The sequence below is a fragment of the Rhodopseudomonas sp. RCAM05734 genome, from assembly GCF_052658035.1.
Window position 1 is genome coordinate 999,377 of record NZ_CP199742.1, and the last position, 25,477, is coordinate 1,024,853.

At 65.6% G+C, this 25,477-nt stretch carries 17 protein-coding genes and 2 pseudogenes; 9 read left to right on the forward strand and 10 right to left on the reverse strand.

The annotated features are described in order from the left end of the window. Nucleotides 1-11 precede the first annotated feature (11 nt). Nucleotides 12-260: a hypothetical protein gene (locus tag ACUXVA_RS04915; protein WP_265081278.1), complete on the reverse strand. Its 249-nt coding sequence runs from the start codon at nucleotides 258-260 to the stop codon at nucleotides 12-14. Between the two features lie 174 nt (nucleotides 261-434). Between ACUXVA_RS04915 and ACUXVA_RS04920 the strand changes: the two genes are divergently transcribed. Then, nucleotides 435-704: a GlsB/YeaQ/YmgE family stress response membrane protein gene (locus ACUXVA_RS04920; RefSeq protein ID WP_265081277.1), complete on the forward strand. Its 270-nt coding sequence runs from the start codon at nucleotides 435-437 to the stop codon at nucleotides 702-704. A gap of 78 nt (nucleotides 705-782) precedes the next feature. Here the strand turns inward: ACUXVA_RS04920 and ACUXVA_RS04925 are convergent, their stop codons facing one another. The 8 genes and pseudogenes from ACUXVA_RS04925 to htpX all read right to left on the reverse strand — a co-directional run bounded on the left by ACUXVA_RS04925 (nucleotide 783) and on the right by htpX (nucleotide 11,938). Then, complete coding sequence (locus tag ACUXVA_RS04925) at nucleotides 783-1,766, reverse strand: acyl-CoA desaturase (protein WP_445491093.1); 984 nt, start codon at nucleotides 1,764-1,766, stop codon at nucleotides 783-785. A 165-nt stretch (nucleotides 1,767-1,931) separates the two neighbouring features. Further along, the gene (locus ACUXVA_RS04930; protein WP_265081275.1) at nucleotides 1,932-2,348 is read right to left on the reverse strand and encodes a DUF1236 domain-containing protein; all 417 of its coding nucleotides are present in this window, start codon (nucleotides 2,346-2,348) and stop codon (nucleotides 1,932-1,934) included. A 202-nt stretch (nucleotides 2,349-2,550) separates the two neighbouring features. Then, nucleotides 2,551-5,043, reverse strand: coding sequence for a PAS domain-containing protein (locus ACUXVA_RS04935; protein WP_445491095.1), 2,493 nt, complete (start codon nucleotides 5,041-5,043; stop codon nucleotides 2,551-2,553). Nucleotides 5,044-5,138: 95 nt separating this feature from the next. Beyond that, nucleotides 5,139-6,314 carry an extracellular catalytic domain type 1 short-chain-length polyhydroxyalkanoate depolymerase gene (locus tag ACUXVA_RS04940; protein WP_445491097.1) on the reverse strand — a complete coding sequence of 392 codons (1,176 nt, stop codon included), beginning with the start codon at nucleotides 6,312-6,314 and terminating at the stop codon, nucleotides 5,139-5,141. Nucleotides 6,315-6,455: 141 nt separating this feature from the next. After that, nucleotides 6,456-7,856, reverse strand: coding sequence for a chromate efflux transporter (gene chrA, locus ACUXVA_RS04945; RefSeq protein WP_265081272.1), 1,401 nt, complete (start codon nucleotides 7,854-7,856; stop codon nucleotides 6,456-6,458). 295 nt (nucleotides 7,857-8,151) lie between these two features. After that, nucleotides 8,152-9,561: an MFS transporter gene (locus tag ACUXVA_RS04950; RefSeq protein WP_445491100.1), complete on the reverse strand. Its 1,410-nt coding sequence runs from the start codon at nucleotides 9,559-9,561 to the stop codon at nucleotides 8,152-8,154. A 298-nt stretch (nucleotides 9,562-9,859) separates the two neighbouring features. Next, nucleotides 9,860-10,936 carry an OmpA family protein gene (locus ACUXVA_RS04955; protein ID WP_265081271.1) on the reverse strand — a complete coding sequence of 359 codons (1,077 nt, stop codon included), beginning with the start codon at nucleotides 10,934-10,936 and terminating at the stop codon, nucleotides 9,860-9,862. Nucleotides 10,937-11,013: 77 nt separating this feature from the next. Further along, nucleotides 11,014-11,938 (reverse strand): annotated as a pseudogene (gene htpX, locus ACUXVA_RS04960) (zinc metalloprotease HtpX). A 192-nt stretch (nucleotides 11,939-12,130) separates the two neighbouring features. Here htpX and ACUXVA_RS04965 point away from each other — a divergent pair. The 3 genes from ACUXVA_RS04965 to ACUXVA_RS04975 all read left to right on the forward strand — a co-directional run bounded on the left by ACUXVA_RS04965 (nucleotide 12,131) and on the right by ACUXVA_RS04975 (nucleotide 15,636). Continuing rightward, a complete protein-coding gene (locus ACUXVA_RS04965; RefSeq protein WP_445491102.1) occupies nucleotides 12,131-13,360 on the forward strand; it encodes an LLM class flavin-dependent oxidoreductase in 1,230 nt (409 codons plus the stop codon). A gap of 133 nt (nucleotides 13,361-13,493) precedes the next feature. Then, on the forward strand, nucleotides 13,494-13,793 hold the full coding sequence (locus ACUXVA_RS04970; RefSeq protein WP_320109686.1) for a hypothetical protein: 300 nt from the start codon (nucleotides 13,494-13,496) through the stop codon (nucleotides 13,791-13,793). 154 nt (nucleotides 13,794-13,947) lie between these two features. Then, nucleotides 13,948-15,636 (forward strand): methyl-accepting chemotaxis protein, encoded by a 1,689-nt coding sequence (locus tag ACUXVA_RS04975; RefSeq protein ID WP_265081268.1) that lies wholly within the window; start codon nucleotides 13,948-13,950, stop codon nucleotides 15,634-15,636. A gap of 260 nt (nucleotides 15,637-15,896) precedes the next feature. On the opposite strand, the gene ACUXVA_RS04980 is transcribed toward ACUXVA_RS04975, so the two are convergent. Further along, nucleotides 15,897-16,706 carry a transglutaminase-like cysteine peptidase gene (locus ACUXVA_RS04980; protein ID WP_265081267.1) on the reverse strand — a complete coding sequence of 270 codons (810 nt, stop codon included), beginning with the start codon at nucleotides 16,704-16,706 and terminating at the stop codon, nucleotides 15,897-15,899. A 328-nt stretch (nucleotides 16,707-17,034) separates the two neighbouring features. Here ACUXVA_RS04980 and ACUXVA_RS04985 point away from each other — a divergent pair. The 5 genes and pseudogenes from ACUXVA_RS04985 to ACUXVA_RS05005 form a co-directional block, all read left to right on the forward strand. Beyond that, nucleotides 17,035-17,994: pseudogene (locus ACUXVA_RS04985) on the forward strand (FecR family protein); the annotation flags it as partial. 294 nt (nucleotides 17,995-18,288) lie between these two features. Continuing rightward, nucleotides 18,289-19,965: a cadherin-like domain-containing protein gene (locus ACUXVA_RS04990; protein WP_445493243.1), complete on the forward strand. Its 1,677-nt coding sequence runs from the start codon at nucleotides 18,289-18,291 to the stop codon at nucleotides 19,963-19,965. A 145-nt stretch (nucleotides 19,966-20,110) separates the two neighbouring features. After that, on the forward strand, nucleotides 20,111-21,865 hold the full coding sequence (locus ACUXVA_RS04995) for a type I secretion system permease/ATPase (protein ID WP_265081264.1): 1,755 nt from the start codon (nucleotides 20,111-20,113) through the stop codon (nucleotides 21,863-21,865). Beyond that, on the forward strand, nucleotides 21,862-23,181 hold the full coding sequence (locus ACUXVA_RS05000) for an HlyD family type I secretion periplasmic adaptor subunit (protein WP_445491106.1): 1,320 nt from the start codon (nucleotides 21,862-21,864) through the stop codon (nucleotides 23,179-23,181). The genes ACUXVA_RS04995 and ACUXVA_RS05000 overlap by 4 nt, the downstream gene beginning before the upstream one ends. 22 nt (nucleotides 23,182-23,203) lie before the next feature. Beyond that, complete coding sequence (locus ACUXVA_RS05005; protein WP_265081262.1) at nucleotides 23,204-25,429, forward strand: CHASE2 domain-containing protein; 2,226 nt, start codon at nucleotides 23,204-23,206, stop codon at nucleotides 25,427-25,429. Nucleotides 25,430-25,477: the final 48 nt, after the last annotated feature.

A 25,477-nucleotide genomic window follows, 5' to 3' on the forward strand; every position in this document is an offset into this window, starting at 1 on the left:
GGTTCGATGGATCATTCGACGTAGCTGGGGTCGCACCATTTCTCGATATTGGACGAGGCGATGGTCTGCTTCGGCTGATACGGGTTCAGGGTGCCCGCACTGGCGGTCCACCCCTTGGCCAGGATCTGCTTGGCGAACAGCTTGGCGTCGATCTCGGACTTGAAGGTCTTGGTCGAACGCACGGTGCCATTGCCGCGGTCATCGGACTTCACGGACTTGTCGGGGCCAAAGGCCACATACCAGATATCGGGCTTCGTCATGAGGCCACAACGCGCTCCGCGCCGTCTGGTTCCATTGTGTCGTAATGTCGCTTGGTAATTGGGCAGACGCCGCGCGGCGGCGGCGAAGCCGCAAAATGTCCCGCTGCCCGCGCAACGGATTGTTCCCTCGCGACTTGCCCCACGCGCGATCTTCGCGCCATCAGGGGGACTGCTATGCACATGTCGAACGAAAGTATTCTGGTCATTCTACTGGTGGGCCTTGTCGCCGGCTGGCTCGCCGGCCAGATCGTGCGCGGCACCGGCTTCGGCATTCTCGGCGACATCCTGGTCGGCATCCTCGGCGCGCTGGTCGCCAGCCTGCTGTTTCCCAAGCTGGGCATCCGCCTCGGCACCGGACTGATCTCGGAAATCATCTATTCGGCGATCGGCGCTGTCATCCTGCTGCTGGTGGTGCGCCTGGTGCGCGGCAGGGGGCGATTCTAGTACTGTCCGATCGGACTGACTGTTCCCTCTCCCCGCCTTGCGAAGCAAAGCTTCCCAGGCGGGGAGAGGGAGCGGCTTCTACTGCTTCAGCGGCCGCGGTGTGACGATGTCCCAGGCGAGTCCGAGCTTCGCCAACAGCCGGATGGTGAGGTAGGTGGTATCGATCTCCCACCAGCGATGGCCGTGGCGGGCCGAGCGCTGATCGGCATGGTGATTGTTGTGCCAGCCCTCGCCGTGGGCGAGCAGGCCGACGAACCAGTTGTTGCGGCTGTCCTCGTCCGTGGCATAGCTGCGATAGCCCCACATGTGGGTCAGTGAATTCACCGCCCATGTCTGGTGCCAGACGAATACGGTACGTACGAACACGCCCCACACCACGAAGCTCAGCGCGAACGGCAAGGCATCGGCCCACGCCTGATCCTGCATCAGCGCGATGGCGAGGCCAACGAGGAAAAACAGGTTGATCTGGATCAGCACGATCTTGAGCTGCCAGAAATTACGCTCCAGCGCGACGTAGAACGGATCGCGCAGAATGTCCTTGGCGTAGCGATCGTAAATGCCGAGACGAGACAGGTCCGGGTTCTTCACCAGCAGCCAGCCGATATGGCCCCACAGGAATCCGGCGAGCGGACTGTGCGGGTCGGGCTGTTCGTCGGATTTCTCGTGATGGCGGCGATGCACCGCCACCCAGCGCGCCGGCGTATCCTCGGCACAGCAGATCGCGATGACCACCAACGTATGCTCGAGCCATTTCGGGCATTTGAAACCGCGATGCGTCAGCAGCCGGTGATAGCCGATATTGATGCCGAGCAACCCGGACAGCCGCGCGGCGACGATCGCGACGATCACCGCGGTCCAATTGAAAAACGTCGGCAGCAGCGCGAGCAGCGCCAGCGCGTGAAAACTGGCGATGGTGACCGTGTTGACCCAGTCGACGCGCCAAGGCCGGACGCCTTCTGGCAATGCAATGCGTGGATGGGTGACGTCCGATTGCGCAGCAATCTGTGACGGAATTTCGAAAGCGACGGCGGAGGCTGCGGGTTCGCGATTTGAGGCTGCCACGTCACTCCTGAATTCGGGGCCGAGAGCCGCCGACAACACAATGATTCGCACAACGAGCTGTGCGCCAGATTGTGCTTCCTGACCAGAGCGGCACCGTTTGTCAGGTCGCAAACAAATCAGGCCGCCCGAAGGCGGCCTGATCATTTGACGAAGAATATGTCGCTGTTATTCGACGATTTCGACAATGCGACGGGTACCGGGCTCGACCAGCACGGTGCGACCGTTGACCACAGTGTAACGGTAATTCGAGGCGCCGTATTCCTGCGGCACGTCGTAATACGTCACGCCATCGCCGGGCAGTACCGCGCCGACACGGACTTCGTCACGATACTGATAGGACGGGCGGTGCTGTTCCACGACGTAGGAGCGGAACCGGGGACGCTGGTCGACACCGAGCACGCCGGCCACGCCGCCGACAACGCCGCCGATGGTTCCGCCGACGATGGCGCCCACCGGCCCGGCTGCGCGCTCGCCATCCCGGGCGCCGCGCTCAATGCCGCCGGGGACGCCCTGGGCCTGAGCGATTGCGGGAACTGCCAAAGTGGCGACAATGGCAGCGGTTCCGAGAATGCGACGAATCATGATGTTCTCCTTTGAAGCGATCGGGTGACCGTTCGAATTGCGCAGGACAAGTGCCCGCGCTGCGATAGGTTCCAGGGGAACTTGACGTGACCGATGAAGGCCTGTTCGAGCCACTCGTTGCCCTGCAAGCGGGAAATGACCGCGCTGCATTTCAAGTGAGCGGGCCGGAGTCTGGCCGCGGCACGTGCCGCAGGACTCGTTGCTATTTCGCGACCATGTCGCGAATCCGTTGCGACAGGTTGTCGAGGTCGAACGGCTTGGTAATCATCTCCATGCCGGGCTGCAGGAAGCCGTCGGCGATGGCGACGCTTTCGGCGTAGCCGGTGATGAACAGGATCTTCAGCCGCGGCCGGGTCTCGCGCGCCTGATCCGCGAGCTGGCGGCCGTTCATGCCGGGCAGGCCGACATCGGTGATCAACAGGTCGATCCGCGCCTCGTCGCGCAGAACCCGCAGCCCGGACGGACCGTCAACCGCCTCGAACACACGATAGCCCTGCTCGTGCAGCATCTCGACGATGACGCCGCGCACCACCGGCTCGTCCTCGACCACCAGCACGGTTTCGCCGGCGGCGGCATGGATATCGGCACCGACAGAGGCGGCGGGATACACGGTGGCCTCGCCGTGATGGCGCGGCAGATAGAGTTTCACCGTGGTGCCACGACCGGGCGCACTGTCGATGCTGACGTGGCCGTTGGACTGCCGCGCAAAACCGTAGATCATCGACAGGCCGAGCCCGGTGCCCTGCCCTATCGGCTTGGTGGTGAAGAACGGGTCGAAGGCGCGGGCCACGACTTCGGCGCTCATGCCGGCCCCGGTGTCGGTCACGGATATGCAGATGTAGTCGCCGGGCAGCAGCGCCGGATTGGCGGCGTTGAGGGCGGCAACGACGATATTGACGGTGGCAATGGTGAGCCTGCCGCCGTCGGGCATGGCGTCGCGGGCATTGATGGCGAGGTTGAGCAGCGCGTTTTCCGGCTGGTTCGGATCGCACAAGGTCAGCCAGAGATCCTTCGCTGTGACGATGTCGAGATCGAGCACCTCGCCGATGGTCCGGCGCAGCAGATCTTCCAGCGACACCACCAGCGCGTTGGCGTCGACCGTTTTCGGTATCAGTGGCTGGCGCCGTGCGAAGGCCAGCAGGCGATGGGTCAGCGCAGCCGCGCGATTGGCCGAGGTCATCGCGGCTTCGATATAGCGCTCGACATTCTCGGTGCGGCCCTGCTTGAGGCGGGTCTGCATCAGATCCAGCGAACCGACGATGCCGGTCAGCAGATTGTTGAAGTCGTGGGCGATGCCGCCGGTGAGCTGGCCGACGGCTTCCATCTTCTGCGACTGGCGCAACGCCTCCTCGGCCGCCTTGAGGCGCTCGCTCGCGGCCTTCTCGGAAGTGATGTCGCGGGCCACGGCGTAGATCTTGTCGCCGTCAACCACGGCCGTCCAGGACAGCCATCGGTAGGAGCCATCCTTGTGGCGAAACCGGTGCTCGAAGCGCACGGTCGGCTGGCCCGACGACAGCTTGCGCTGGACTTCGGATCGCGAGGTGTCCTGGTCGTCGGGATGGTCGAGCCATTCCGAGGTGCGGTTCAGCAATTCGTCTTCCTGCCAGCCCAGCGTGCGGGTCCATGCCGGGTTGATGCTGCGCCAGGTGCCGTCGCGATCGGCCACCAGCAGCAGATCCTGCGACACGTCCCAGATGCGGTCGCGCTCGCGGGTTTTCTCGAGCACGCGCTGCGCCAGCGTCGCATTGAGTTCGGCAAGTTCGGCGGCAAGCTTGCGCGACTGTTCCTCGCTCTGCCGCAACGCCTGCTCGGCCTGCATCTGCTCGGTGACGTCGGTATGGGCACCAACCAGCCGGATCGCACGCCCGTCGGCATCGCGCTCGATCAGGGACTTCACCGAGATCCAGCGCACCTCGCCGTCGCTCGGGCGGATGATCCGGTACTGCACCGTGTAGTCGCTCACGCCCGATGCGACGGCATCGCGAAACTTGCGGTCGGTGGCTTCGCGGTCGTCGGGATGGATGCGCTTGACCCAGTCGTCATGGGTCTCGTTGACAGCATCCGGCGGCAGGCCATGCACCAGCAGATATTCCGGCGAGCGACGATTACGGAAACCGGTGCGCAGGTCGACCTCGAGTCCGCCGATGCGGCCGATCTGCTGCACCCGCGCTAGCTCAGCCTCGCGTTCGCGCAGCGCGACGGTGGCAAGATGCTGTTCGGTGACGTCGCGGCACACCACCAGCACGCCGCCGATGCCGTCATCCTGATCGATCGGGCTGTAGCTGTAGGTCCAGTAGACCTGCTCGAGCTTGCCGTGACGGGTAACCGGGACCAACTGGTTCTCGTGCCAGGTGGCGCCGCCGCCCGACATCACCTGTTCGATCTGCGGGCCGATGATCGGCCAGATCTCCGCCCAGCAGTCGCGACCGCGCTGGCCCAGCGCCGAGGGGTGGCGCTCCGGACCCATGGTCTGGCGGTAGGCGTCGTTATAGAACTGGATCAGCTCCGGACCCCACCAGACGAACATCGGGTGGTTGGTGTTGAGCACAATGCGGATCGCGGTGCGCAAGCTTTGCGGCCAGAATTCCGGGACGCCGATCGGGCTCGACGCCCAGTCGTAGGCGCGCATCAACGCGCCCATCTCGCCGCCACCGGCGAGAAAGTCTTCGGAACCCGACCTGTTGATGTCCAGCATTGTTACGCAATCACGAGCGAAATCTCGGCGTCAGACTAGCCGGGAAAACTTAACCGCCTGCACTGACCGGTGCAAATCGCGGATTCGCACCTGCGTTATTTCATCAGTCCGGCAGCGGTCAGAGCGCGGGTGATGACAGCGTTGATATCAAGCACGCGGCGGCCGGACGGCTCGCGCGCCTTGAAGCGGCGATCGCCCGTGGCGCGCGGCGACGCGGTGACGGCCTCCACCGGAACTTCTGCGGCGGTCTGGGCAGCGCCGGCCACCACCACGGACTTCGGCAACCCGGCGGTGAGGCCAAAGAACTGCGCGATATGCCACGACGAGGAGATTCCAGCCTCGATCAGGAACGCGCCTTCGAGGCCGTAGCGCTCTTCGTCGCTGCCGATCCCCAGCGGGGTCCCGTGAGCCATATGGGTGATGGTGAAGGATTCCACGATGCTCTCGCCGTCGGAGTTCCACCACACCTGACGCGGATAGCCATCGACCTCGGCTTCCGACATCGGCTGCTCCGGCAGGCCGTGGACGTTGACCCACTGCTTGACGATCTCGCCGGCATTGGCCGGATTGACGGTGCGATCGGCGCTGCCGTGCCACACCGAGATTTTCGGCCACGGGGCGCCATGGCTGGAGGCATTGCGCACGAGATCGCCGAGCTGCTGCGCCGGATGCGCGGGCGCGCGATACATGGCGGTGAGCGCATCCTGCATGCTGTTGGCGACGCCGTAGGGCAGACCGGCGATGATAGCGCCGGCGGCGAACACGTCGGGATAGGTCGCCAGCATCGCGGACGTCATCGCGCCGCCTGCCGACAGGCCGGTGATGTAAACTCTTTTGCTATCGAGACCGTGGGACTCGACCACGTGGCCGATCATCTGCCGGATCGACAAGGCCTCGCCACTGTCGCGCGTGGTATCTTCGGCGTTGAACCAGTTGAAGCAGCCATTGCCGTTGTTGGACGACTTCTGCTCGGGCATCAGCAGAGCGAAACCATAGCGCTCGGCCAGCGCCGACCAGCCGGTCCCGACATCGTAGCCGGCCGCTTTCTGGGTGCAGCCATGCAGCACCACGACCAGCGGCGGCCGGGCCTCCAGAGTATCAGGCAGATAGGCAAACATCCTGAGATCGCCGGGATTACTGCCAAACCCCGTGACTTCACTGATCGGGCTGTCGCCGGCCGGCCGCAGACCGCGCGCCAGGCCGTCGAGGCCATTGATTCCGGGCATTTTCGGGAGGCGGCGGAGGAATTCGATATTATCTGCGAGGGACACGGCAGCTCCTGGGTCGGGCTGGTCTATAACAGGGCTGTGCGAATATAGTTGCTGCACTGCAAAATAAAATGCCGACGCAATGAACGATCCGTGACGCAGGTATGCAGGTACGGAATGTTGGGCGGCATTCCTCCTGCCCTGTCAGATCAATCCCGTCACATGCAGCAGGGCGCCGACCGCCGCACAGGCGGCAAGCGTCTGCAGCATGCCGACCTTGAAGCGGAACACGGCCAGCAGCGCCGCCGCCGAGAGCGCCACCGCCCAACCATTGACGCTGCCCGGCACCGGCGCATCGAAGCCGACGCCGCCGAACAGCTGCAGCGGCCTGACCTCGCGGAACATGGTGTGGATGGCGAACCACACGGCGAGATTGAGAATGATACCAACCACCGCCGCGGTGATCGCCGCCAGCGCCGCGCTCAGCGCCTTGTTGCCGCGCAGCGTTTCGACAAACGGCGCGCCGAGAAAGATCCACAGGAAACACGGCGTGAAGGTCACCCAGGTGGCGAGCAGGCCGCCAAGCGTGCCCGCCAGCAGCGGCGACAGGGTGCCGGGCGCGCGGAAGGCGGCCATGAAGCCGACGAACTGCAACACCATGATCAGAGGCCCCGGCGTGGTTTCGGCCATGCCGAGGCCATCGAGCATTTCGCCGGGCTTCAACCAGGCGTAGTGCTCCACCGCCTGCTGCGCCACATAGGCCAGCACCGCATAGGCGCCGCCGAACGTCACCATGGCCATCTTGGAAAAGAACACCGCGATCTGGCTGAACACATTGTCCGCGCCGAGCGTCAGCAGCAGGAGCGCCACCGGCGTCAGCCACAACAGCAGCCAGATGGACCCCGCCAGCAGCGACTGACGCATGCTTGGCCGCGCATGGGCCGGCATCTCTTCGCCGAGCAGGCTGTCGCCATCGCCGTTGCCGGCCGCACCGTGGCCGCTGCCGCCGTTGAACGCCGGGCGCCCCGCCTTGCCGCCGAGATAGCCGATCAGGCCGGCGCCGAACACGATGGCGGGAAACGGCACGTCGAGAAAGAAGATGGCGAGAAACGCGATTGCCGCCAGCGCGCGCATCGTATTGTTCTTCAGCGCGCGGCTGCCGACCCGCACCACCGCCTGCAGCACGATGGCCAGCACCGCCGCCTTCAGCCCGAAGAACAGCGCCGCGACGATGCCGACATTGCCGAATGCCGCGTAAATCCAGCTCAGCGCCATGATGCAGATGGCGCCGGGCAGGATGAACAATCCGCCGGCCATCAGGCCGCCGGCCGTGCGATGCATCAGCCAGCCGATATAGGTGGCGAGTTGCTGTGCCTCCGGCCCCGGCAGCAGCATGCAGTAGTTCAGCGCGTGCAGGAATCGGCCCTCCGAGACCCAGCGCTTCTCGTCCACCAGGATGCGGTGCATCACCGCGATCTGCCCCGCCGGCCCGCCGAACGACAACAGCGCGATGCGCAGCCAGACCTTGAATGCCTCCGCGAAGGTGACGCCATGGCTGGCAGACTTTGAAACAACAACGTCAGGGGCGTTCGGCGGCGATGACATGGCGCGTCCTTGCATGGAAGCGGACGCGATACTTGGGCGACGGACGCCGCCTGAGGGGCGATCGCTTTTCCCCGTGAAACGGTATCGGCAGGGATCGCCGGCCTGTCAAGTTGCGGACGCAAGGGGATGACGCGCGGGGCGAATGGTCTTCGGGGTGAGAAGCCCTGATGCGACCTGCCCCGCGCATGTTCCCGAGATCGAAGGAGGCTCCGGCTCGACAGCCACATCAGGACCGGAGGACTCCGCCTTCTTTTCTAGAATGCGGCGCCGTTGATAGATGAAGATGATTAAAGTTCTATGCCGGCGCGGCGCGCCGCATGCGCAGCAGCAGCCAGACACAAATTGTCAACGACGCAGCGCATGCGCCGAAGCACGCAAGCAGCGCGCCCCTTGGCGCTCCTGCCGTCTGGATGGCGAGGTACAGTCCGCCGATCGCCGCCACGCCGGCGGCATTGGCGATCTGCGCCGTGGTACCATAGACGCCGGCGCCGGCCCCCGCGCTGCGCGCCGGCACGGTCGACAGCACCGCGCCGGAGAGCGGCGCCATCACCATGCCCTGGCCATAACCAAACACCACCAGCGGCAAGGCCAGCAGCCACGGCCGCGGCACGGACACCGCCGTCACCAACGTCGCAAGCGCAGCAAGCCCGATCAGCTGCACCGCGCAGCCCTCGATCAGCACCAGCCGGCCGCGATGCCGGGAACGGACGCCGCTGTGGCGGGAGGCAATGACGAAGGCCACCGCCAATGGCACGTAGACCAGCCCGGCACCCAGCGGCGCGATGTGCAGCGCGTTCTGCATGAACAGCGTCAGCACCAGATAGAACGAGATATTGGCGAAGAAAAAACCGAAAACCGCGCCGAGCCCGCGGATGAAGGCGGCATCGTCGAGCAATGCGAGATCGACCAGCGGCATGCCGCCGGTCGCAGCGACGCGGCGCTCCAGCCGCACGAAGCCGGCGATCACCGCCACGCCCAGCCCCATCGCCAGCCAGACCACAGGCGACCAGCCGAGTTCGTGGCCGAACAGCAGCGACCCGATCAGACACAGCATCCCGACGAACAGAGCCAGCGCGCCGGGAATGTCCAGCCGCGTGCCGGCGCGGCGCGGCGCCGTGGGCATCAGCACCGCCGCGGCGACAACGATCAGCGCGCCCATGGGCACGTTGACGAAGAACACGGCACGCCAGCCAAGCCCGGCGAGGTCCAACGTCACCAGCACGCCGCCAAGAATAAAGCCGGCAGCGCCGGCCAACCCGAGCACCACGCCGTAGATGGCGAAAGCGCGGCTGCGCGCTTCATCGGCGAACAGCACATGGATGGTGGCCAGCACCTGCGGCACCATCAGCGCCGCGGCGGCGCCCTGCGCCAGCCGGGCGGCGACCAGCTCCGGACCGGAGCGGGTCAGTCCGCACCATAGCGACGTCGCGCTGAAGCCGAGCACGCCCTCAATGAAAACCGACTTGGTGCCGTGAATGTCGCCGAGCCTGCCGCCGGTCACCACCAGCGTAGCATAGCCGATCAGATAGATGGCGATGACCGCCTCGACCTCGGCCGATGACGCCCGCAGCTCGGAAGCGATGGTCGGGATCGCCACGTTGAGGATGAAGGCATCGACCCCGAACATGAACTGGGCGGCGACCACAATCGCCAGCACCCACCAGCGGCGGGCGGTATCGGTCTTGTTGGCAACCGTCCGATCCATGACGCAATCCCGCGATGCTGGTCTTGCCTTCAGAATTGCATCTGGCGGTCATGGCGTCGATGACCTCTGAGGTCATCATTGGCGGATTTGTGGTCCGGCTGGGCCTTTCCCCACGGCATCTATTGGGGGCCTGAGAATCGCATGAGCCGGTAGCGCCACGGCCTCTCCACGTCGTTGCGAGGAGCGAAACGACGCGGCAATCCAGAAGGCCACAGCGGAAGGAAGACTGGATTGCTTCGTCGCAAGGGCTCCTCGCAATGACGGACGCTTGGTGCGCCGCGACGGCAGGCTGGTCAGATCAATTCAGCTTCACCACCTCGACCCGCCGATTCTTCGCCCGGCCGTCATCCGCATCGTTGGACGCCGCAGGCGCCAGCATGCCGACGCCGGCTGCGCGCAGGCGTTTGGCATCGGCGCGAAAACTGGCGGTGAGCGCGGCGACCACCGATTCGGCGCGGCGGCGCGACAGGTCAAGATTGTAGTCGTAGGCGCCCTGATTGTCGGTATGGCCGACGATCAGCACCGCCAGCTTCGGATCGGAGGCCAGCAAGCCGGCAATCTCCTGCAGCGTCGGTGCCGATTCCGGCTTCAGCTCGGCCTTGCCGGTATCGAAGAAGATGCCATAAAGCGCCACGCGGCCGGTCGAGCCGATCGTCTTGGCCATCTCGTCGGCCTTCACCACCACCATCTTCTGCTCGCGCGGTTTCGGTTCGACGACATGAACCACCGCCACGGTGCGTTCGTTGAACGCCTTGCAGTACAGGTCATTCTTGACCTGATAGGTCTGCACCGTGACGTAAGCCTCACCTCCCGTTTGCGGAATTTTGGCGGCGAAGAAGCGCTGGTCATCGATCTCAACCGCCAACGCGCAGGCGCCGTTGGAGAACGCCGCGTCCTTGAGCTGCGCCTCGGTGACCGCATACATCAGCAGGCTCATGTCGCCGCCTCCGCCGGCGCTGGAGCGGGTCGGATCGGCGCCGCAATCGTCGCCCTTGCACTGGTACAGCACCTCGCCGCCCGCGGCCTTCACGACATCCTGGTAGTTGCGCAGCACTTCCAGCGGCGAACGGTTGGCCGGCAGGATGTAGGCGATCCGGGTACGGGCGCCCTCGACCTCAAGTTCTTTCGCGGGCTTGAAGACCTGATTGTTCATTCGGTCGCGGGTGTCGCCGGCCTTTTCCAGCTTCGACAGCGGCACCTTGAAGTCGGTGAAGGCGAGGCGCTCATAGCTGACGATGAACGAACCGTCATACCGCTTCAGCAGCGGATTATCGCGCGCGTTGGCGATGTCCTTGTTCGGGATCGTCGCGTCGGCCTGCGCGGCCGTCACGCCGGCAAGCAACAAAAAACCGGTGATCAGAAGCCGTGTCAGCATTCTCGATACGCCTCCAGGAAGGAGGCCACCATGCCGGTTTTACCAGTCGCGACAAGGGCGAGATGCGCACTCGGCCCTTAGCCCCACGGCCCCTTCGCACGAGGCTCGCCGTTCCACGGGCCACGTGGCGCAGCACCGGTTGCGGCACGCGCAGACTGCCCGCCGAGCTGCCCCGCCAGCTGCTGCAGCGCTGCGATGCGGTTCTGCGTCGACGGATGGGTGGTGAACAGGTTGTCCATGCTGCGGCCCGACAGCGGGTTGATGATGAACATATGCGCGGTGGCCGGCGCGCGCTCCGCATCCTCGTTGGGAATCCGATGCGCGGCATTGTCGATCTTCGCCAGCGCCGAAGCCAGCCACATCGGGTTGCCGCAGATGCGCGCGCCCATGTCGTCGGCGGCGTATTCGCGGGTCCGGCTAATGGCCATCTGCACCAGCATGGCGGCGAGCGGCGCCAGGATCATCAGCGCCAGCCGGCCGATGATGCCCGGGCCGTTGTTACGGTTGCCGCCGAAGAACATGCCGAACTGCGCCACCATGGAGATCGCGCCGGCGATGGTCGCGGTGACGGTCATCAGCAGCGTGTCGTGGTGCTTCACATGGGCCAGCTCGTGCGCGATCACGCCAGCCAGTTCCTCGCGGCTCAGGCTGCTGCATCAGCCCGGTGGTGACGGCCACGGCGGCGTTTTCGGGATTGCGGCCGGTGGCAAAGGCGTTGGGCTGCGGATTGTCCATGATGTAGACTTTTGGCATCGGCAGGTTGGCGCGGGCGGCGAGATCGGCCACCAGCCGAAACAGGTCCGGTGCATTGCGTGCGTCGACCGGCTGCGCGCCGTGCATCGACAGCACCATGCGATCGGAATTCCAGTAGGCAAACAGGTTCATGCCGGCCGCAACCAGCAGGGCCAGCGTTGCGCCGGACGCGCCGCCGATCAGATAGCCGACGCCCATGAACAGGGCGGTCATGCCAGCGAGCAGCATCGCGGTTTTGAAGTAGCTCATCGGTCCTCCTGCCCGCGAAATCGCGCCGGGATTGGCGCTGCGGTGCCTCCTTGAGATGGTGATGGCGCAGGCAGCGGCGCAAGACGTCGCTCTGCGGCAGCGCGTCGCGGCCATGCCGGGGAACGCATTGAAAGCCGGGGGTGGCTGGCCTAGGCTCGCGGCAAGCAAAAAACAACAATGAGGAAATGCCGTATGGCGCGCGTCAAGTTTGGAGCCTTTCTCGCTCCGCATCATCCGATCGGCGAACATCCGATGCTGCAATTCCGCCGGGATCTCGATCTGGCGGAGCAGCCGGATGCACTCGGCTACGACGAGTTCTGGTGCGGCGAGCACCATTCCTCCGGCTGGGAGATGATCGCCTCGCCCGAGATGTTTCTGGCCGCAGCCGGCGAGCGCACCAAGCGCATCATGCTCGGCACCGGCGTGGTGTCGCTGCCCTATCACCACCCCTACAATGTGGCACAGCGCATGGTGCAGCTCGACCACATGACCGGCGGCCGTGCCATCTTCGGCTCCGGCCCGGGCGCACTGGCCTCCGACGCCCATACGCTGGGTATCGATCCCATGACCCAGCGCGACCGCCAGGACGAAGCCATCGCGATCATTCGCCGGCTGTTCAATGGCGAGCGCGTCACCGCGAAGAGCGACTGGTTCACCATGAACGATGCGGCGCTGCAGATCCTGCCGCTGCAGGAGGAGATGCCGTTCGTGGTGGCGTCGCAGATCTCGCCCTCGGGCATGACGCTGGCCGGCAAATACGGCATCGGCATCATCTCGCTGGGGTCGATGTCGACGCAGGGACTGATGGCGCTGCCGACGCAATGGGGTTTTGCGGAAGACGCCGCGAAGAAGCACGGCACCACGGTGGACCGCGCCAACTGGCGCGTGCTGCTGAGCTGGCACATCGCCGAGACGCGTGAGCAGGCGGAACGCGAGGCCGGCCCCGGCCTGATGCGCTGGCACAACGAATACAACGTCAAGACCCTGCAGCGTCCGGGCCTGCAGCCGTTCACGTCGCCGGAGGACGCTATCGAGAAGACCGCCGGCGGCGAGAGTGCGGCCTCCACCATCGGCACCCCCGACGATCTGGTCAGGACCATCAAGAACCTGATGGCCGTGTCGGGAGGCGTCGGCACCATCATCGGCTTCGTACACGACTGGGCCAACCCGGAAAACACGCGGCGCAGCTGGGACATGGTGGCGCGCTACGTGGTGCCGGAGATCAACGGGCATATCGCGGCCTTGCGCAGGTCGCAGACCTTCGTGATCGAGAACCGCGCCATTTTCGAGCGTGCGGGTCAGGCCGTGATGGCCAAGATCATGGAGAACGACAAGGCCGCGGCGGCGCTGTCGCACACCGGCCCCGGCCGCGTCGCCATCCCCTTGGTCAACGCGCCGGACCTGCAGCAGACGAAAGCGTAGCGCACGGCAATACCGCCGTCCCTGCCGGCGAGGTTACAGCGCCCCGCGCTTCCCGCTTGCAGGGAATCGCGGGGCGGGACAATTTCGACGCAGCGCAACGGTCGACAGCCGGCCGGCGCCCCGGAGGCAACAGATGGGCAAGGACCTCGATCCTCTGATCCTCGATCTCCTGGAATGGATCGCGCGCGAGCCGCGTTCCTATGCCGATGTGCTCGACGCCTGGCGGACGTCTTGTCCGCGCCTCACGGTGTGGGAAGACTGCGTCGACCGCGGCTATGCCACGCGCGAACATCATGCGGGCCGCGAGGTGATGGTCGGACTGACGCAGGAAGGGCGCGACTTCCTGTGCGCGCACGGGCGGATGGCGCGCGACCTGCACGCCGGCGACGTTGCCGCAACTGCGGCGGCGCGGGTCCATACCGTCACGACATAACCCAATACCTGTAAGTGGTAGCAGGTGCGGCGCGGTCAATTCCCGTCGTGCCGCCCAAGAATTACGCTTAAGGAAGTTCTAATTCCGACCTGCGTAGTCTGCACCCCATTGATGGTCCGGCATCCAGTCCGCCGCATTTTTCGGGGTCTTCATTGTGAAATTGCTCAACAACCTGCCGATCTCCGCCAAGCTCGGCATTCTCGTCGGCGTCACCCTGCTCGGCCTGTGCGCCGCCGGCTTTCAGGCAACGCGCCTGGTCAGCCAGGAGATGATTGCGGCGCGGATGGACCAGATTCACGCCATCGTCGACACCGCGCGCAACCTGGCGATCGGATTGCAGAAGCAGGTCGAGGCCGGCGAAATGACCAAGGACGCCGCGATCAAGGAATTTTCCCGACGCGCCCGCACCATGACCTACGACAACGGCAGCGGCTATATCTTCGCCTACGACATGGACGGCGTCACCATCGCCGCGCCCGACCCGAAGGCCATCGGCAGCAACCGGCTCGACGTCAAGACCAACGGCCGCGCGCTGTCGCGCGAGTTGCGCGACGGCGTCGCCGCCAAAGGCGACGTCACGCTGTACTACGAATACATGAAGCCCGGCGAAAAGGAGCCGATCCGCAAGGTGTCCTATGCGGTGGCGATTCCCGGCTGGAACATGTTTGCCGGCACCGGCACCTATATCGACGACCTCGACGCGAAGCTGAAGCCGATCATCTGGTCGCTGGCGCTGGCGCTGTTCGGCATTGCCGCGGTCGCCGGGCTGATCGCCTGGTTCGTCGCCCGCAGCATCACCGGGCCGCTCGGCCTGCTCGGTGCACGCATGAAGAACCTCGCTGCCGGCAAGATCGAAGCCGACATCCCCGGGGCCGGCCGCCGCGACGAGATCGGCGCCATGGCTGCAACGGTGCAGGTGTTCAAGGACAGCGCCATCCGGATGCGCAGCCTCGAACAGGAGGAAGCGGCCATGCAGACGCGCGTCGCCGCCGAACGGCGCGCCGCCATGATCGGCCTGGCCGACGGCTTCGAACGCAGCGTCACCGGCGTGGTGAAGTCGGTGGCAAATTCCGCGGCCGGCATGCAGGCCACGGCCACGTCCATGACGGCCACCGCCGGCGAGACCAGCGACCGCGTCTCCACCGTGAGCGCCGCGTCGGACAAGGCACTGGGCAATGTGCAGACCGTGGCCGCCGCCGCGGAAGAACTCGCGGCCTCGGTGCAGGAAATCTCCCGTCAGGTGGCGCAGTCCACCGAAATCGCGCGGCAGGCGGTGAGCGAAGCGGGCCGCACCAACTCCACAGTGCAACTGCTGTCCGGCGCCGCCGAAAAGATCGGCGTGGTGGTGCAGCTCATTCACAATATCGCCGAACAGACCAACCTGCTGGCGCTGAACGCCACCATCGAGGCAGCGCGCGCCGGCGAGGCCGGTCGCGGCTTCGCCGTGGTGGCCTCCGAGGTCAAGGCGCTGGCGACCCAGACCGCCAAGGCCACCGAGGAAATCTCCGCGCAGGTCTCGAGCATGCAGTCGTCCACCGGTGACGCCGTTGCGGCGATCGCCAGCATTGCGTCCACCATCGAGAAGATGAGCGACATTTCGCTGGCGATCTCCTCGTCGGTCGAGCAGCAAGGCTCCGCCACCCGCGAGATCGCCCAAAACATCCAGGCCGCTTCCGCCGGGTCCAGCGAGATCGCCAGCCATATCGGCGGCGTCAACACCGCCGCCTCGGCGACCGGTCGGGCTGCCGGCGAGGTCCTAGCCGAGGCGCGCGAACTCGACGGACACGCCAGCATGCTGCAATCGGCGGTGGCAGACTTCCTGCGACAGGTCCGCGCGGCCTAGCAGTCTGCTGAAAAACTCCGGCGCCGGGCGTCAAAACCGTGAACAAAACGGAATCTAAAAGAGTCTGGAACGGAATCGAACTGCGGCGGAATTGAGTTTTTCAGCAGACTGCTAGAGTCTGATCCATCAAGTATGCCGCTCCGCAGAGCCGGGACCGTATCATGCGGTATCGTTTGTGGCGGTCCCGGATCTGCAGTGCACCACGCCTCCTGACGGAGGCGCATTGCACTGCGTCCGGGACACGATCTATGGAGATGGATCTAGCTCGAGAGTCCCGGGTGGCCGGCAGGCGCTGACGACCCGGCGAGCAGTGCCAGCTTCATCAGGCCGGCGGATGACGCAGCGGGCGGCACCTTGTCCGCAAGCAGCGGCGTGTCGAGGTATTGCCGGACGCCGGAGCGATCGATGACGAACAGTGGCCGGATCTGCCTGACATGGCTGTCCTCGACCATGGCCATGCGCCGGTTGTCGAGCAGCAGCCAGTTGCCATCCAGCCTGACGGCGGCGACCGCGTGGTCCTCATGGCGCCCGAGGTCGCGCAGAATCACGAGGCGCAGATCGTCGGCGGCGATGCCCGCCACGCGCAGCGCCACCAGCTTGGCGATGGCGTAGTCCTCGCAATCACCGGCGCCTTCGGCCAGCAGCGCCAGCGGCGAACGCCACACGTCGACGGCGCCATACAGCGCAAGATCGCTGGCGGGTCGGATCGCCAGGTTGATGGCGCGGTTGACCTCGCCGAGCCGGGCCCGGCCATCATGCGCCACGGCCTCATCGACGATCCCGAGCAGTCGCAGGGCGGCCGGCGAGCCGCACCGCGCGCGATCCTCCTGGCACAGGGTGATGGCCAGCAGCTCGGCCTCGATTTCCCGCTCCGCGCCCAGCCATTTGTCGCGCAACTCGCCGCCCTCAACCGGCGCGGAGGCAAGTCCGAACGGACCGGCGGCCGGTGCTGCAGCTTGGATCCCGTCCGGATGCATTGTATCGGCCACCGCAAAGGCCGGACCGCACAGGGCCAGACCGCAGGCCAGCAATCCGGCGCGCCATGACGGCGCCCATTTGAAACTCAACATCTGACGCCCCCTGTCCGGGCATCGGCGGGGGTGACAGCCCGCACGTGACCGGATCATTCGCGCCGATCATGGGCGGGGGGATTTTCAACCGGCTTAAGGCGGCATGGTCGCAGGGGCGGACTTTGCCGTCGTGCTCAAAGCTGGATGGCGCAATTGAATACAAGTTTAGCAATCGGGAACCGGCGCCACACCTCACCACCACCGCCGGGCTCGCAAGCCGCATTAACCGCAACTAATGGTGCGCAAGCGTGCACTTTCGCATTGCACGCGCCGGTGGTATGCATCAGGTAAGTCTTTCCTCTTTCTTTACCTTTGCGCGGTGTCACCATTGAACTTCGCCGGGAAATTCGACTTTTCGCATTTTGATACGGTTGGGCTTTCGGGGGCGTCGGCAGAAGTGCCGGCGAATAGCGGCGGCCTTGACGGCGCGCAGCCCAGCATTGTCGTTCCCGACGCGCATCTGCTGTTTGCCGGCGACTACAAGCGCGCGGGACTCGACCTGGTGCTGTCGAAGGACGGCCACGACCACGTCGTGAACGACTATTTCAAGGGACACGTCCGCGCTGCGCTGTCATCACCGGACGGCGCGCGGCTGTCGGGCGCGCTGGTGGAGTCGCTGACCGGCGAGGTCCAGGTCGCGCAGCTCGCCGGCGCCACGGCCGCGGCCACCGTCATCGGTCGCGTCACCAAGCTGACCGGCAGCGCCACCGCGATCCGCAACGGCGTCTCGATCCAGCTCAACATGGGCGACAACGTTAACAAGGGCGACGTGGTGCAGGCCGGCAGCGATTCCACGCTCGGCCTCACCTTCATCGACGGCACCGTATTCGGGTTGTCCTCGAACGCCCGCATGGTGCTGAACGAGATGGTCTACGATCCCAACGGATCGTCGAATTCCTCGCTGCTCAGCCTGGTGCAGGGCACCATTACCTTCGTTGCCGGCGAGACCGCCAAGCACGGCGACATGAGGGTCGACACGCCTGTGGCGACCATGGGCATCCGCGGCACGGCCGTGCTGGTGGAAATCGATTTCACCGTGCCGGGGACCGGCGGCGCCCCGCCGGTCAAATTCCAGGTGCTGGTGGAGCCCGGCGGCAAGACCGGCTCCTACGTGCTGTACAGCAAGTCCGATCCGAACGTGATCATCGGCACGGTCAACCAGGCCGGCCAGGTCACCAGCGTCACCGGCGACGGCACGCCATCGACCGCGCCGGCGCCGCTGTCGCCGGAAGTGCTGGCGATCATTCCGGAGATCTTCAAGCTGTATTTTCCGGGTTACACGCCGAACGCCAATCCGCAGAGCACCAACCCGAACAACGGATCGGCCCCAGCCAATCCGACGCCCGGCAGCACCAATCCCGATCCGATCAAATTCACGCCGACGCCGGACCTTCCGGTCAACGTCCCGACGACGATCCCCATTAATCTGCCCGGTGACACGCCGGGGACGCCGCCGATCAATGTCATCGTCACGCGCTTCAACACCGCGCCGACCATCGAGGTTGCGCCGCTCGAGATCTCGCTGACGGAGGGCAGGACCGGCTTCAGGCTGGCCGACCAGGTCACGATCAAAGATCCCGACATCGGCGACGGCGGATTCAACGACGTTGCCGTGCCCTATGTGGCCGGCACCGGAAAGGTGGTTTCCGCGGTCAGCCCCGCCAACGTTCCAGCGGGCCTCGATCTGGCAAAGCTGGTGACCATCGATCCGCTGACTGGCGCAGTCAGCTACGATCCGGCGGCGTTCCGGTTCCTTGGCGAAGGCCAGAAGCTGGTTTTCACCATCAGCTTCGACAGCCGCTCGGGACCGGACACCGTCCACGAGACCCTGACCTTCACCATCGACGGGGTCAACGATGCGCCGGTGATCACCGCGGCGTCGCTTTCGGTCACCAATGGCGGCACGGTCGTTGTGCAACTGTCCGACATCGGCATTGTCGATCCCGACAGCACCAGCTTCACCTTTTACGCGACAGCGACGCACGGCTCGTTCGAAATCCTGGTCGGCTCGAACTGGGTTACGCTGGCATCTGGCCAAGCGGTGACGTCGGCGGACATCGCCGCCGGCCATATCCGCTTTCATCATGACGGAAGCGGATTTGCGCCGGACATCAGCGTCATCGTCAGTGACGGAAGCGCCGTCAGCACGCCTTTTTCGGCTCACGTCGACTTCACGCCGGGGCAGCCGGACACGGTGTATCACCTGACCTCTTCGGAAGGCACCATCATCGATGTGTCTGGACACGGCGCGACCAACGGTTTCGTCCTCCCCGGCGCCGGTAATGTGACCACGCCTGGCACGCCGGAAGACCGCATCGTGCTCGGCTATCACATCGGGGGAGACCCAAATCCGGTCGTCGTCAACGGATCGCCGCTGATGCACGACAACGGCTTTACGCCGCTTTCCCATTCAGAGGTTCATAATACAGACGGCTCGAATTCGGTCGTCACCAGCCTCGATGCCGGCCATGGCGTCACGCTGACCCAGACCATCACGCTGGGGGCCGACGCCAATTTCTTCACCACCACCATCGACATTTGCAACAACAGCGGCGCGACGATCGACAATGTCCGTTTCATGCGCAACTTCGATCCCGATCAGGATCAGAACCCGCAGGGGACCGGCACCTACAACACCTTCAACGACGTGATTCACAACTCGACTGACGTGGCCATCGTATCCGCCAAAGGCCCTTCCTCCGGGACTGAGGTCGCGCTGATCGGATTGAACGGCGCCTGGCACGCATCGTCATACGGCTTCACAAATACCGATCCATATGCGGCCCAGGCCTATGCTTCGCCGGTCGATCCGAATGGCGCCCTGGGCGACCGGGCGATCTCGCTCACCTATGATTTCGGCACCATCGCCGCAGGCGCCCACGCGACGGTGACCTACATCACCACCAACAACGTTGCCACCATCGGCAGCAACGCCCTGTACGGCACCGAGGGTGCGGACACCATCAACGGGCTGGGTGGCGACGACCTGCTCATCGGCCTTGGCGGCGCCGACACCTTCGTATTTTCAGCCAATTCCGGTCACGACACGATCTACGATTTTCAGAAGAATGTGGACCACATCAATCTGTCCGCCATCGTCAACACGACTGATGTCTGCGGGTGGATGTCCAGCCACGTCGCGGCGAGCGGAGCCGACACATTGATCACCCTGGATGCCGGCGACACCATCCTGCTGCACAACGTGGCCTATACGAGCCTGCATGCCAGCGACTTCATCGTTCAGTCCCATCCGGTCTGAACCACGGGCCCTCATCCCGCGACATTAACTGTTGCGGCTTGATATCCTGCACAAGACGCTTCGCTGATGGCATAGTGGCTGACGCAGAACGGATCGCGGAACCGGTTCGGGGCCGTCCTCCGACCGTTTCCCAAGGGTTTTGACGATGCAGCGCGGCCAGCTACGGTTGTCTCACTCTCCGAAGTCCGAGCTTGGCGACGCACTGCGCGCCTGCCGCGGCGCGTTCCTTGGCGTCGGGCTGATGAGTTGCATGATCAACCTTCTGTATCTCACCGGCTCGTTCTTCATGCTGGAAGTGTACGACCGCGTGCTGCCCAGCCGCAGCGTGCCGACCCTGGTCGGCCTCATTGTCCTCGCCGCCGGCCTGTACATCGCCCAGGGCGTGCTCGACCTGCTGCGCGGCCGTGTCCTGGTCCGGGTCGGCACGTCGCTCGACGAGGCCTTGAGCGCCCGCGTGTTCCAGACCGTGGTGCGCCTGCCGCTGATGGCCGGCGGCCGCAGCGAAGGCCTGCAGCCGCTGCGCGACCTCGACAATGTCCGCGCATTTCTCTCCGGAATGGGACCGAGCGCGCTGTTCGACCTGCCCTGGCTGCCGCTGTATCTGGCGATCTGCTTCGCCTTCCACCCGATGCTCGGCCTGACCGCGCTGGTCGGCGCGATCATCCTGGTGGCGTTGACCATCGCCACCGAAGCCATGACCCGGGCTCCGGCCCGTGAAGCCAATGCGCTGGCGGCGCGGCGCAGCGATCTCGCCGCCGCCGGCCGCCGCAATGCGGAAGTGATGGTGGCGATGGGCATGGCCGGCCGCCTAACCCGCCGCTGGGAGGAGTCGAACCAGAACTATCTCGCCGGCAACCAGCGCACCAGCGACGTCGCCGGCGGCCTGGGCGCGGTGGCCAAGGTGCTGCGCATGATGCTGCAATCGGCGGTGCTCGGCGTCGGCGCCTATCTGGTGATCCATCAGGAGGCGACCGCCGGCATCATCATCGCCGGCTCGATCCTGAGCGCCCGTGCGCTGGCCCCTGTGGACCTGGCGATCGCCAACTGGAAGGGCTTTGTCGCGGCGCGGCAGAGCTGGCACCGGCTCAACGGCCTGCTCGCCGCCGTGCCGGAACGCTCCACGGTGACGCAGTTGCAAAGCCCGACGCAGCGGCTGTCGGTGGAAAATCTTTCCGTGATGCCGCCGGGCGACCAGAAACTGGTGGTGCAGGACGCCAGCTTCGCCCTGCAGGCCGGCAACGGCCTCGGCATCATCGGTCCCTCCGGGTCCGGCAAGTCATCGCTGCTGCGGGCGCTGGTCGGGGTCTGGCAGCCGGTGCGCGGCAGCGTCCGGCTCGACGCCGCCGCCCTGGACCAGTGGACCTCCGACAGCCTCGGCCGCCACATCGGCTATCTGCCGCAGGATGTCGAACTGTTCGCCGGATCGGTGGCGCAGAACATCTGCCGTTTCGATCCCGACGCCTCGTCCGACAGCATCATCGCCGCCGCCAGGCAGGCCGGCGTGCACGATCTGATCGTCAGCATGCGCGACGGCTACGACACCCAGATCGGTGAACAGGGCAGCGTGCTGTCCGCCGGGCAGGCGCAGCGCGTGGCGCTGGCGCGGGCGCTGTATGGCGACCCGTTCCTGATCGTGCTCGACGAGCCGAATTCCAATCTCGACACCGAGGGTGACGAAGCCCTGACCCGAGCGGTCCGCAATGCCCGGGCCCGCGGCGCCATCGTCGTGGTGGTGGCGCACCGGCCGATCGGCATCGACGGCGTCGACCTGCTGCTGGTGCTCAAGGACGGCCGCGTCCAGGCCTTCGGGCCGAAAGACACGGTGCTGGCGCAGGTGCTGCAACGACCGGTGCCGCAGCCGATCAAGATCGTCGCCGACGGCGGGGTCAGCAAGCCATGACCGCCAAGTCAACCGGATCGCCAACCCGATCGCATCGCTCCATCCGCCTGCATCTGGTGATCGGGCTGGTGGTGGTGCTCGTCCTCGCCGGCGGCATCGGCGGCTGGGCCGCGACCGCGCAGATCTCCGGGGCGCTGATCGCGCCGGGCGCGGTGGTGGTCGATTCCAACGTCAAGAAGGTGCAGCATCCCACCGGCGGCGTGGTCGGCGAACTGCGCGCCCGCGACGGCGACGTGGTCAAGGCCGGCGACGTCGTGGTGCGGCTCGACGACACCGTCACCAAGGCCGGCCTCGCCATCGTCACCAAGAACCTCAACGGGCTGTGGGCACGCGCCGCCCGCCTTGAGGCCGAGCAGCGCGGCGCCGAGCGGATCAGCTTTCCTGCCGTCCTGCTCGAACAGATTGCCGACGACGACGTCAAGAACGTGATCGCCAGCGAGACCAAGCTGTTCAACGTCCGCTCCACCGGACGCATCGGCCAGAAGGCGCAGCTGCGCGAACGCATCGCCCAGCTCAACGAGGAAATCGGCGGCCTGACCGCGCAGGAAGCCGCCAAGACCAGCGAGATGGCGCTGGTCGAAAAGGAACTGATCGGTGTCCGCGGACTGTACAACCAGCAGCCGGTGCAGATCTCGCGGCTGACCGTGCTGGAGCGCGACGCGGCAAGGCTGGCCGGCGAGCGCGCCCAGTTCATGGCGGCGCGGGCCCAGGCCCGCGGCAAGATCACCGAGACCGAGTTGCAGATCATCCAGATCGACAAGGACCTGGTGTCCGAGGTCTCCAAGGACCTGCGCGAGACCAACGACAAGATCGGCGAGTTCGTCGAGCGCAAGGTCACCGCCGAGGACCAGTTGCGGCGCATAGACATCCGCGCGCCGCAGGACGGCATGGTGCTGCAATCCACCGTGCACACCGTCGGCGGCGTGATCACCGCCGGCGACGCCATCATGCTGATCGTGCCGCAGACCGACAGCCTCTCGGTGGAGGCCCGCGTCAATCCGCAGGATATCGACAAACTGGTGATCGGCCAGAAGACGCTGCTGCGTCTGTCGGCCTTCAACCAGCGCACCACGCCCGAGCTGAACGGCGTGGTGACGCGGGTGTCGCCGGACGTCACCACCGACCAGCGCACCGGACAGAGCTACTACACTATTCGCATTTCGATGCCGCCCGAGGAGATTGCGCGGCTCGGCGACGTCCGGCTGATTCCCGGCATGCCCGTGGAAGCCTTCGTGCAGACCGGCGACCGCACCATGCTGGCCTATCTGGTCAAGCCGCTGAGCGACCAGCCGATGCGCGCGTTCCGGGAAAAGTGACGCGAGCCGGCATGACATCGCCATGATCAGGTTCCGGCGGGTGCGACGGCTGGCGCGGCGGTTCGGCTTTGCCCGCGCGCTGTGCGTCGCGCTGCTGATCGCTCTGGCGCTGGCGCGGATCGCCGACCTCCCGGTGACCGAGGAGCTGCGGCTGCGCACCTTCGACACCTACCAGCTCATCGCCCCGCGCGTGAAGACCGCCCGGCCCGTGGTCATCGTCGATATCGACGAGGCGAGCCTCAGGAAATACGGCCAGTTTCCCTGGCCGCGCACCCGCATCGCCGATCTCGTCACCAACCTGACCCGGCTGAAAGCCGTAGTCATCGCCTTCGACATCGCGTTTCCGGAGCCGGACCGGACCAATCCCGCCATTGCCGCCGACGCCATTGCCGGGCTCGACGACGCCACCCGCGCCATGCTCCGCGCATTGCCGAGCAACGACCGGCTGTTCGCCGACGCCGTGCAGCGCTCACGCGTCGTGCTCGGCGAATCCGGACTGGCGATGGCGGGTCCGGCACTCGACGCGTCGCGGCCGGCGACCGGGCTGGCGATGCTCGGCGGCGATCCGCAGCCGTTTCTCGTAAGTTTTCCGGGACTGCTGCGCAACGTGCCGGAGCTTGAAAAAGCCGCCTCCGGCCGCGGGCTGTTCAGCATCCGCAACGAGCGCGACGGCATCGTGCGCCGCGTGCCCATGATGATGCAGGCGCAGGGCGTCACCATGCCGTCCCTGACCTTCGAGATGCTGCGGGTGGCGACCGGCACCGACACCATCTTCATCAAGTCCGACCGCGCCGGTATCAAGAGCATTGCGGTCAAGGGCTTCGAAATCCCCACCGACCGCAACGGGCAGTTGTGGGTGCATTTCGCGAAAAGCGACCCGGCCATCTACGTCTCCGCCGCCGACGTGCTGGACGGCACGGTGCCGCCGGAGCGCATTGCCGGCAGGCTGGTGCTGATCGGCACTTCGTCGGTCGGGCTGCTCGACACCAAGACCACGCCGATCGATCCGGTGCTGCCCGGCGTCGAGATCCACGCCCAAGTGCTGGAAAGCGCGCTGACCCGCACGGTGCTGTCGCAGCCGAATTACGCGATCGGCGCGGAGTTGTGCACAGCGCTGCTGCTCGGCATTCTCGTCATCTGGCTGGCGCCGATGTTCGGCCCTGTCACCCTGATCGCGGTCGGCGCCCTGATCGCCACATTGCTGGTCGGCACGTCCTGGTATTTCTATTCGCAACACCGTCTGCTGCTCGACTTCACCTATCCGCTGCTGTCGACCACGCTGATCTACCTGACGCTGATCTTCAGCAACTTCGTCCGCGAACAGCGCCAGCGCCGCCGCATCCGCTCGGCGTTCAGCCAATATCTCTCGCCGGCGCTGGTCGAGCAGCTCGCGCAATCGCCGGAGAAGCTGGTGCTCGGCGGCGAGGAGCGCGAGATGACCATCATGTTCTCGGACGTGCGCGGCTTCACCGCGATCTCGGAATCCTACAAGCACGACCCGCACGGCCTGACGACGCTGATGAACCGCTTCCTGACGCCGCTGACCAACGCCATCCTCGACCGCAAGGGCACCATCGACAAGTACATGGGCGACGCCATCATGGCGTTCTGGAACGCGCCGCTCGACGACGCCGAACACGAAATCAATTCCTGCGCCGCCGCCCTCGACATGCTGGAGCGCATCGACGCCCTCAACCGCGAACGCGAGATCGAGGCGCAGCAGGGCGGCCACGTCTATATCCCCATGCAGGTCGGCATCGGCCTCAACACCGGCACCTGCGTGGTCGGCAATATGGGCTCCGACCTGCGGTTCGACTATTCCGTGCTCGGCGACAGCGTCAACCTCGCCTCGCGACTGGAGGGCCAGTCCAAGGAGTACGGCTTTCCCATCATCGTCGGCTCAAAGACGGCGCTGGCTGCGAAAGACAGGTTCGCGATCCTCGAGCTCGATTTCATCATGGTGAAGGGCAAGAAGGAGCCGGAAGTGATCTATGCCGTCGCCGGCCGCGAGGACATGGCGCAGTCGGAACGCTTCCAGCGGCTGCGCAAGCTGACCATCGAGATGCTGGCCTGCTATCGCAGCCGCGACTGGGACGGCGCGCTGTTCGCCATCGAGCGCGGCCGCAAGTCCGACGTCGGTCATCTGCTGGAGCTGCTGTATAACCTGTATGAGAAGCGGCTTCACGCTTACAGGCAGTCGCCGCCGCCGGATGACTGGAACGGGGCTTATGCGCTGCTGACGAAATGACGTGCATCATTCCGGGGCGTGAGCGGCGAAAGCCGACCGGCCACGGGA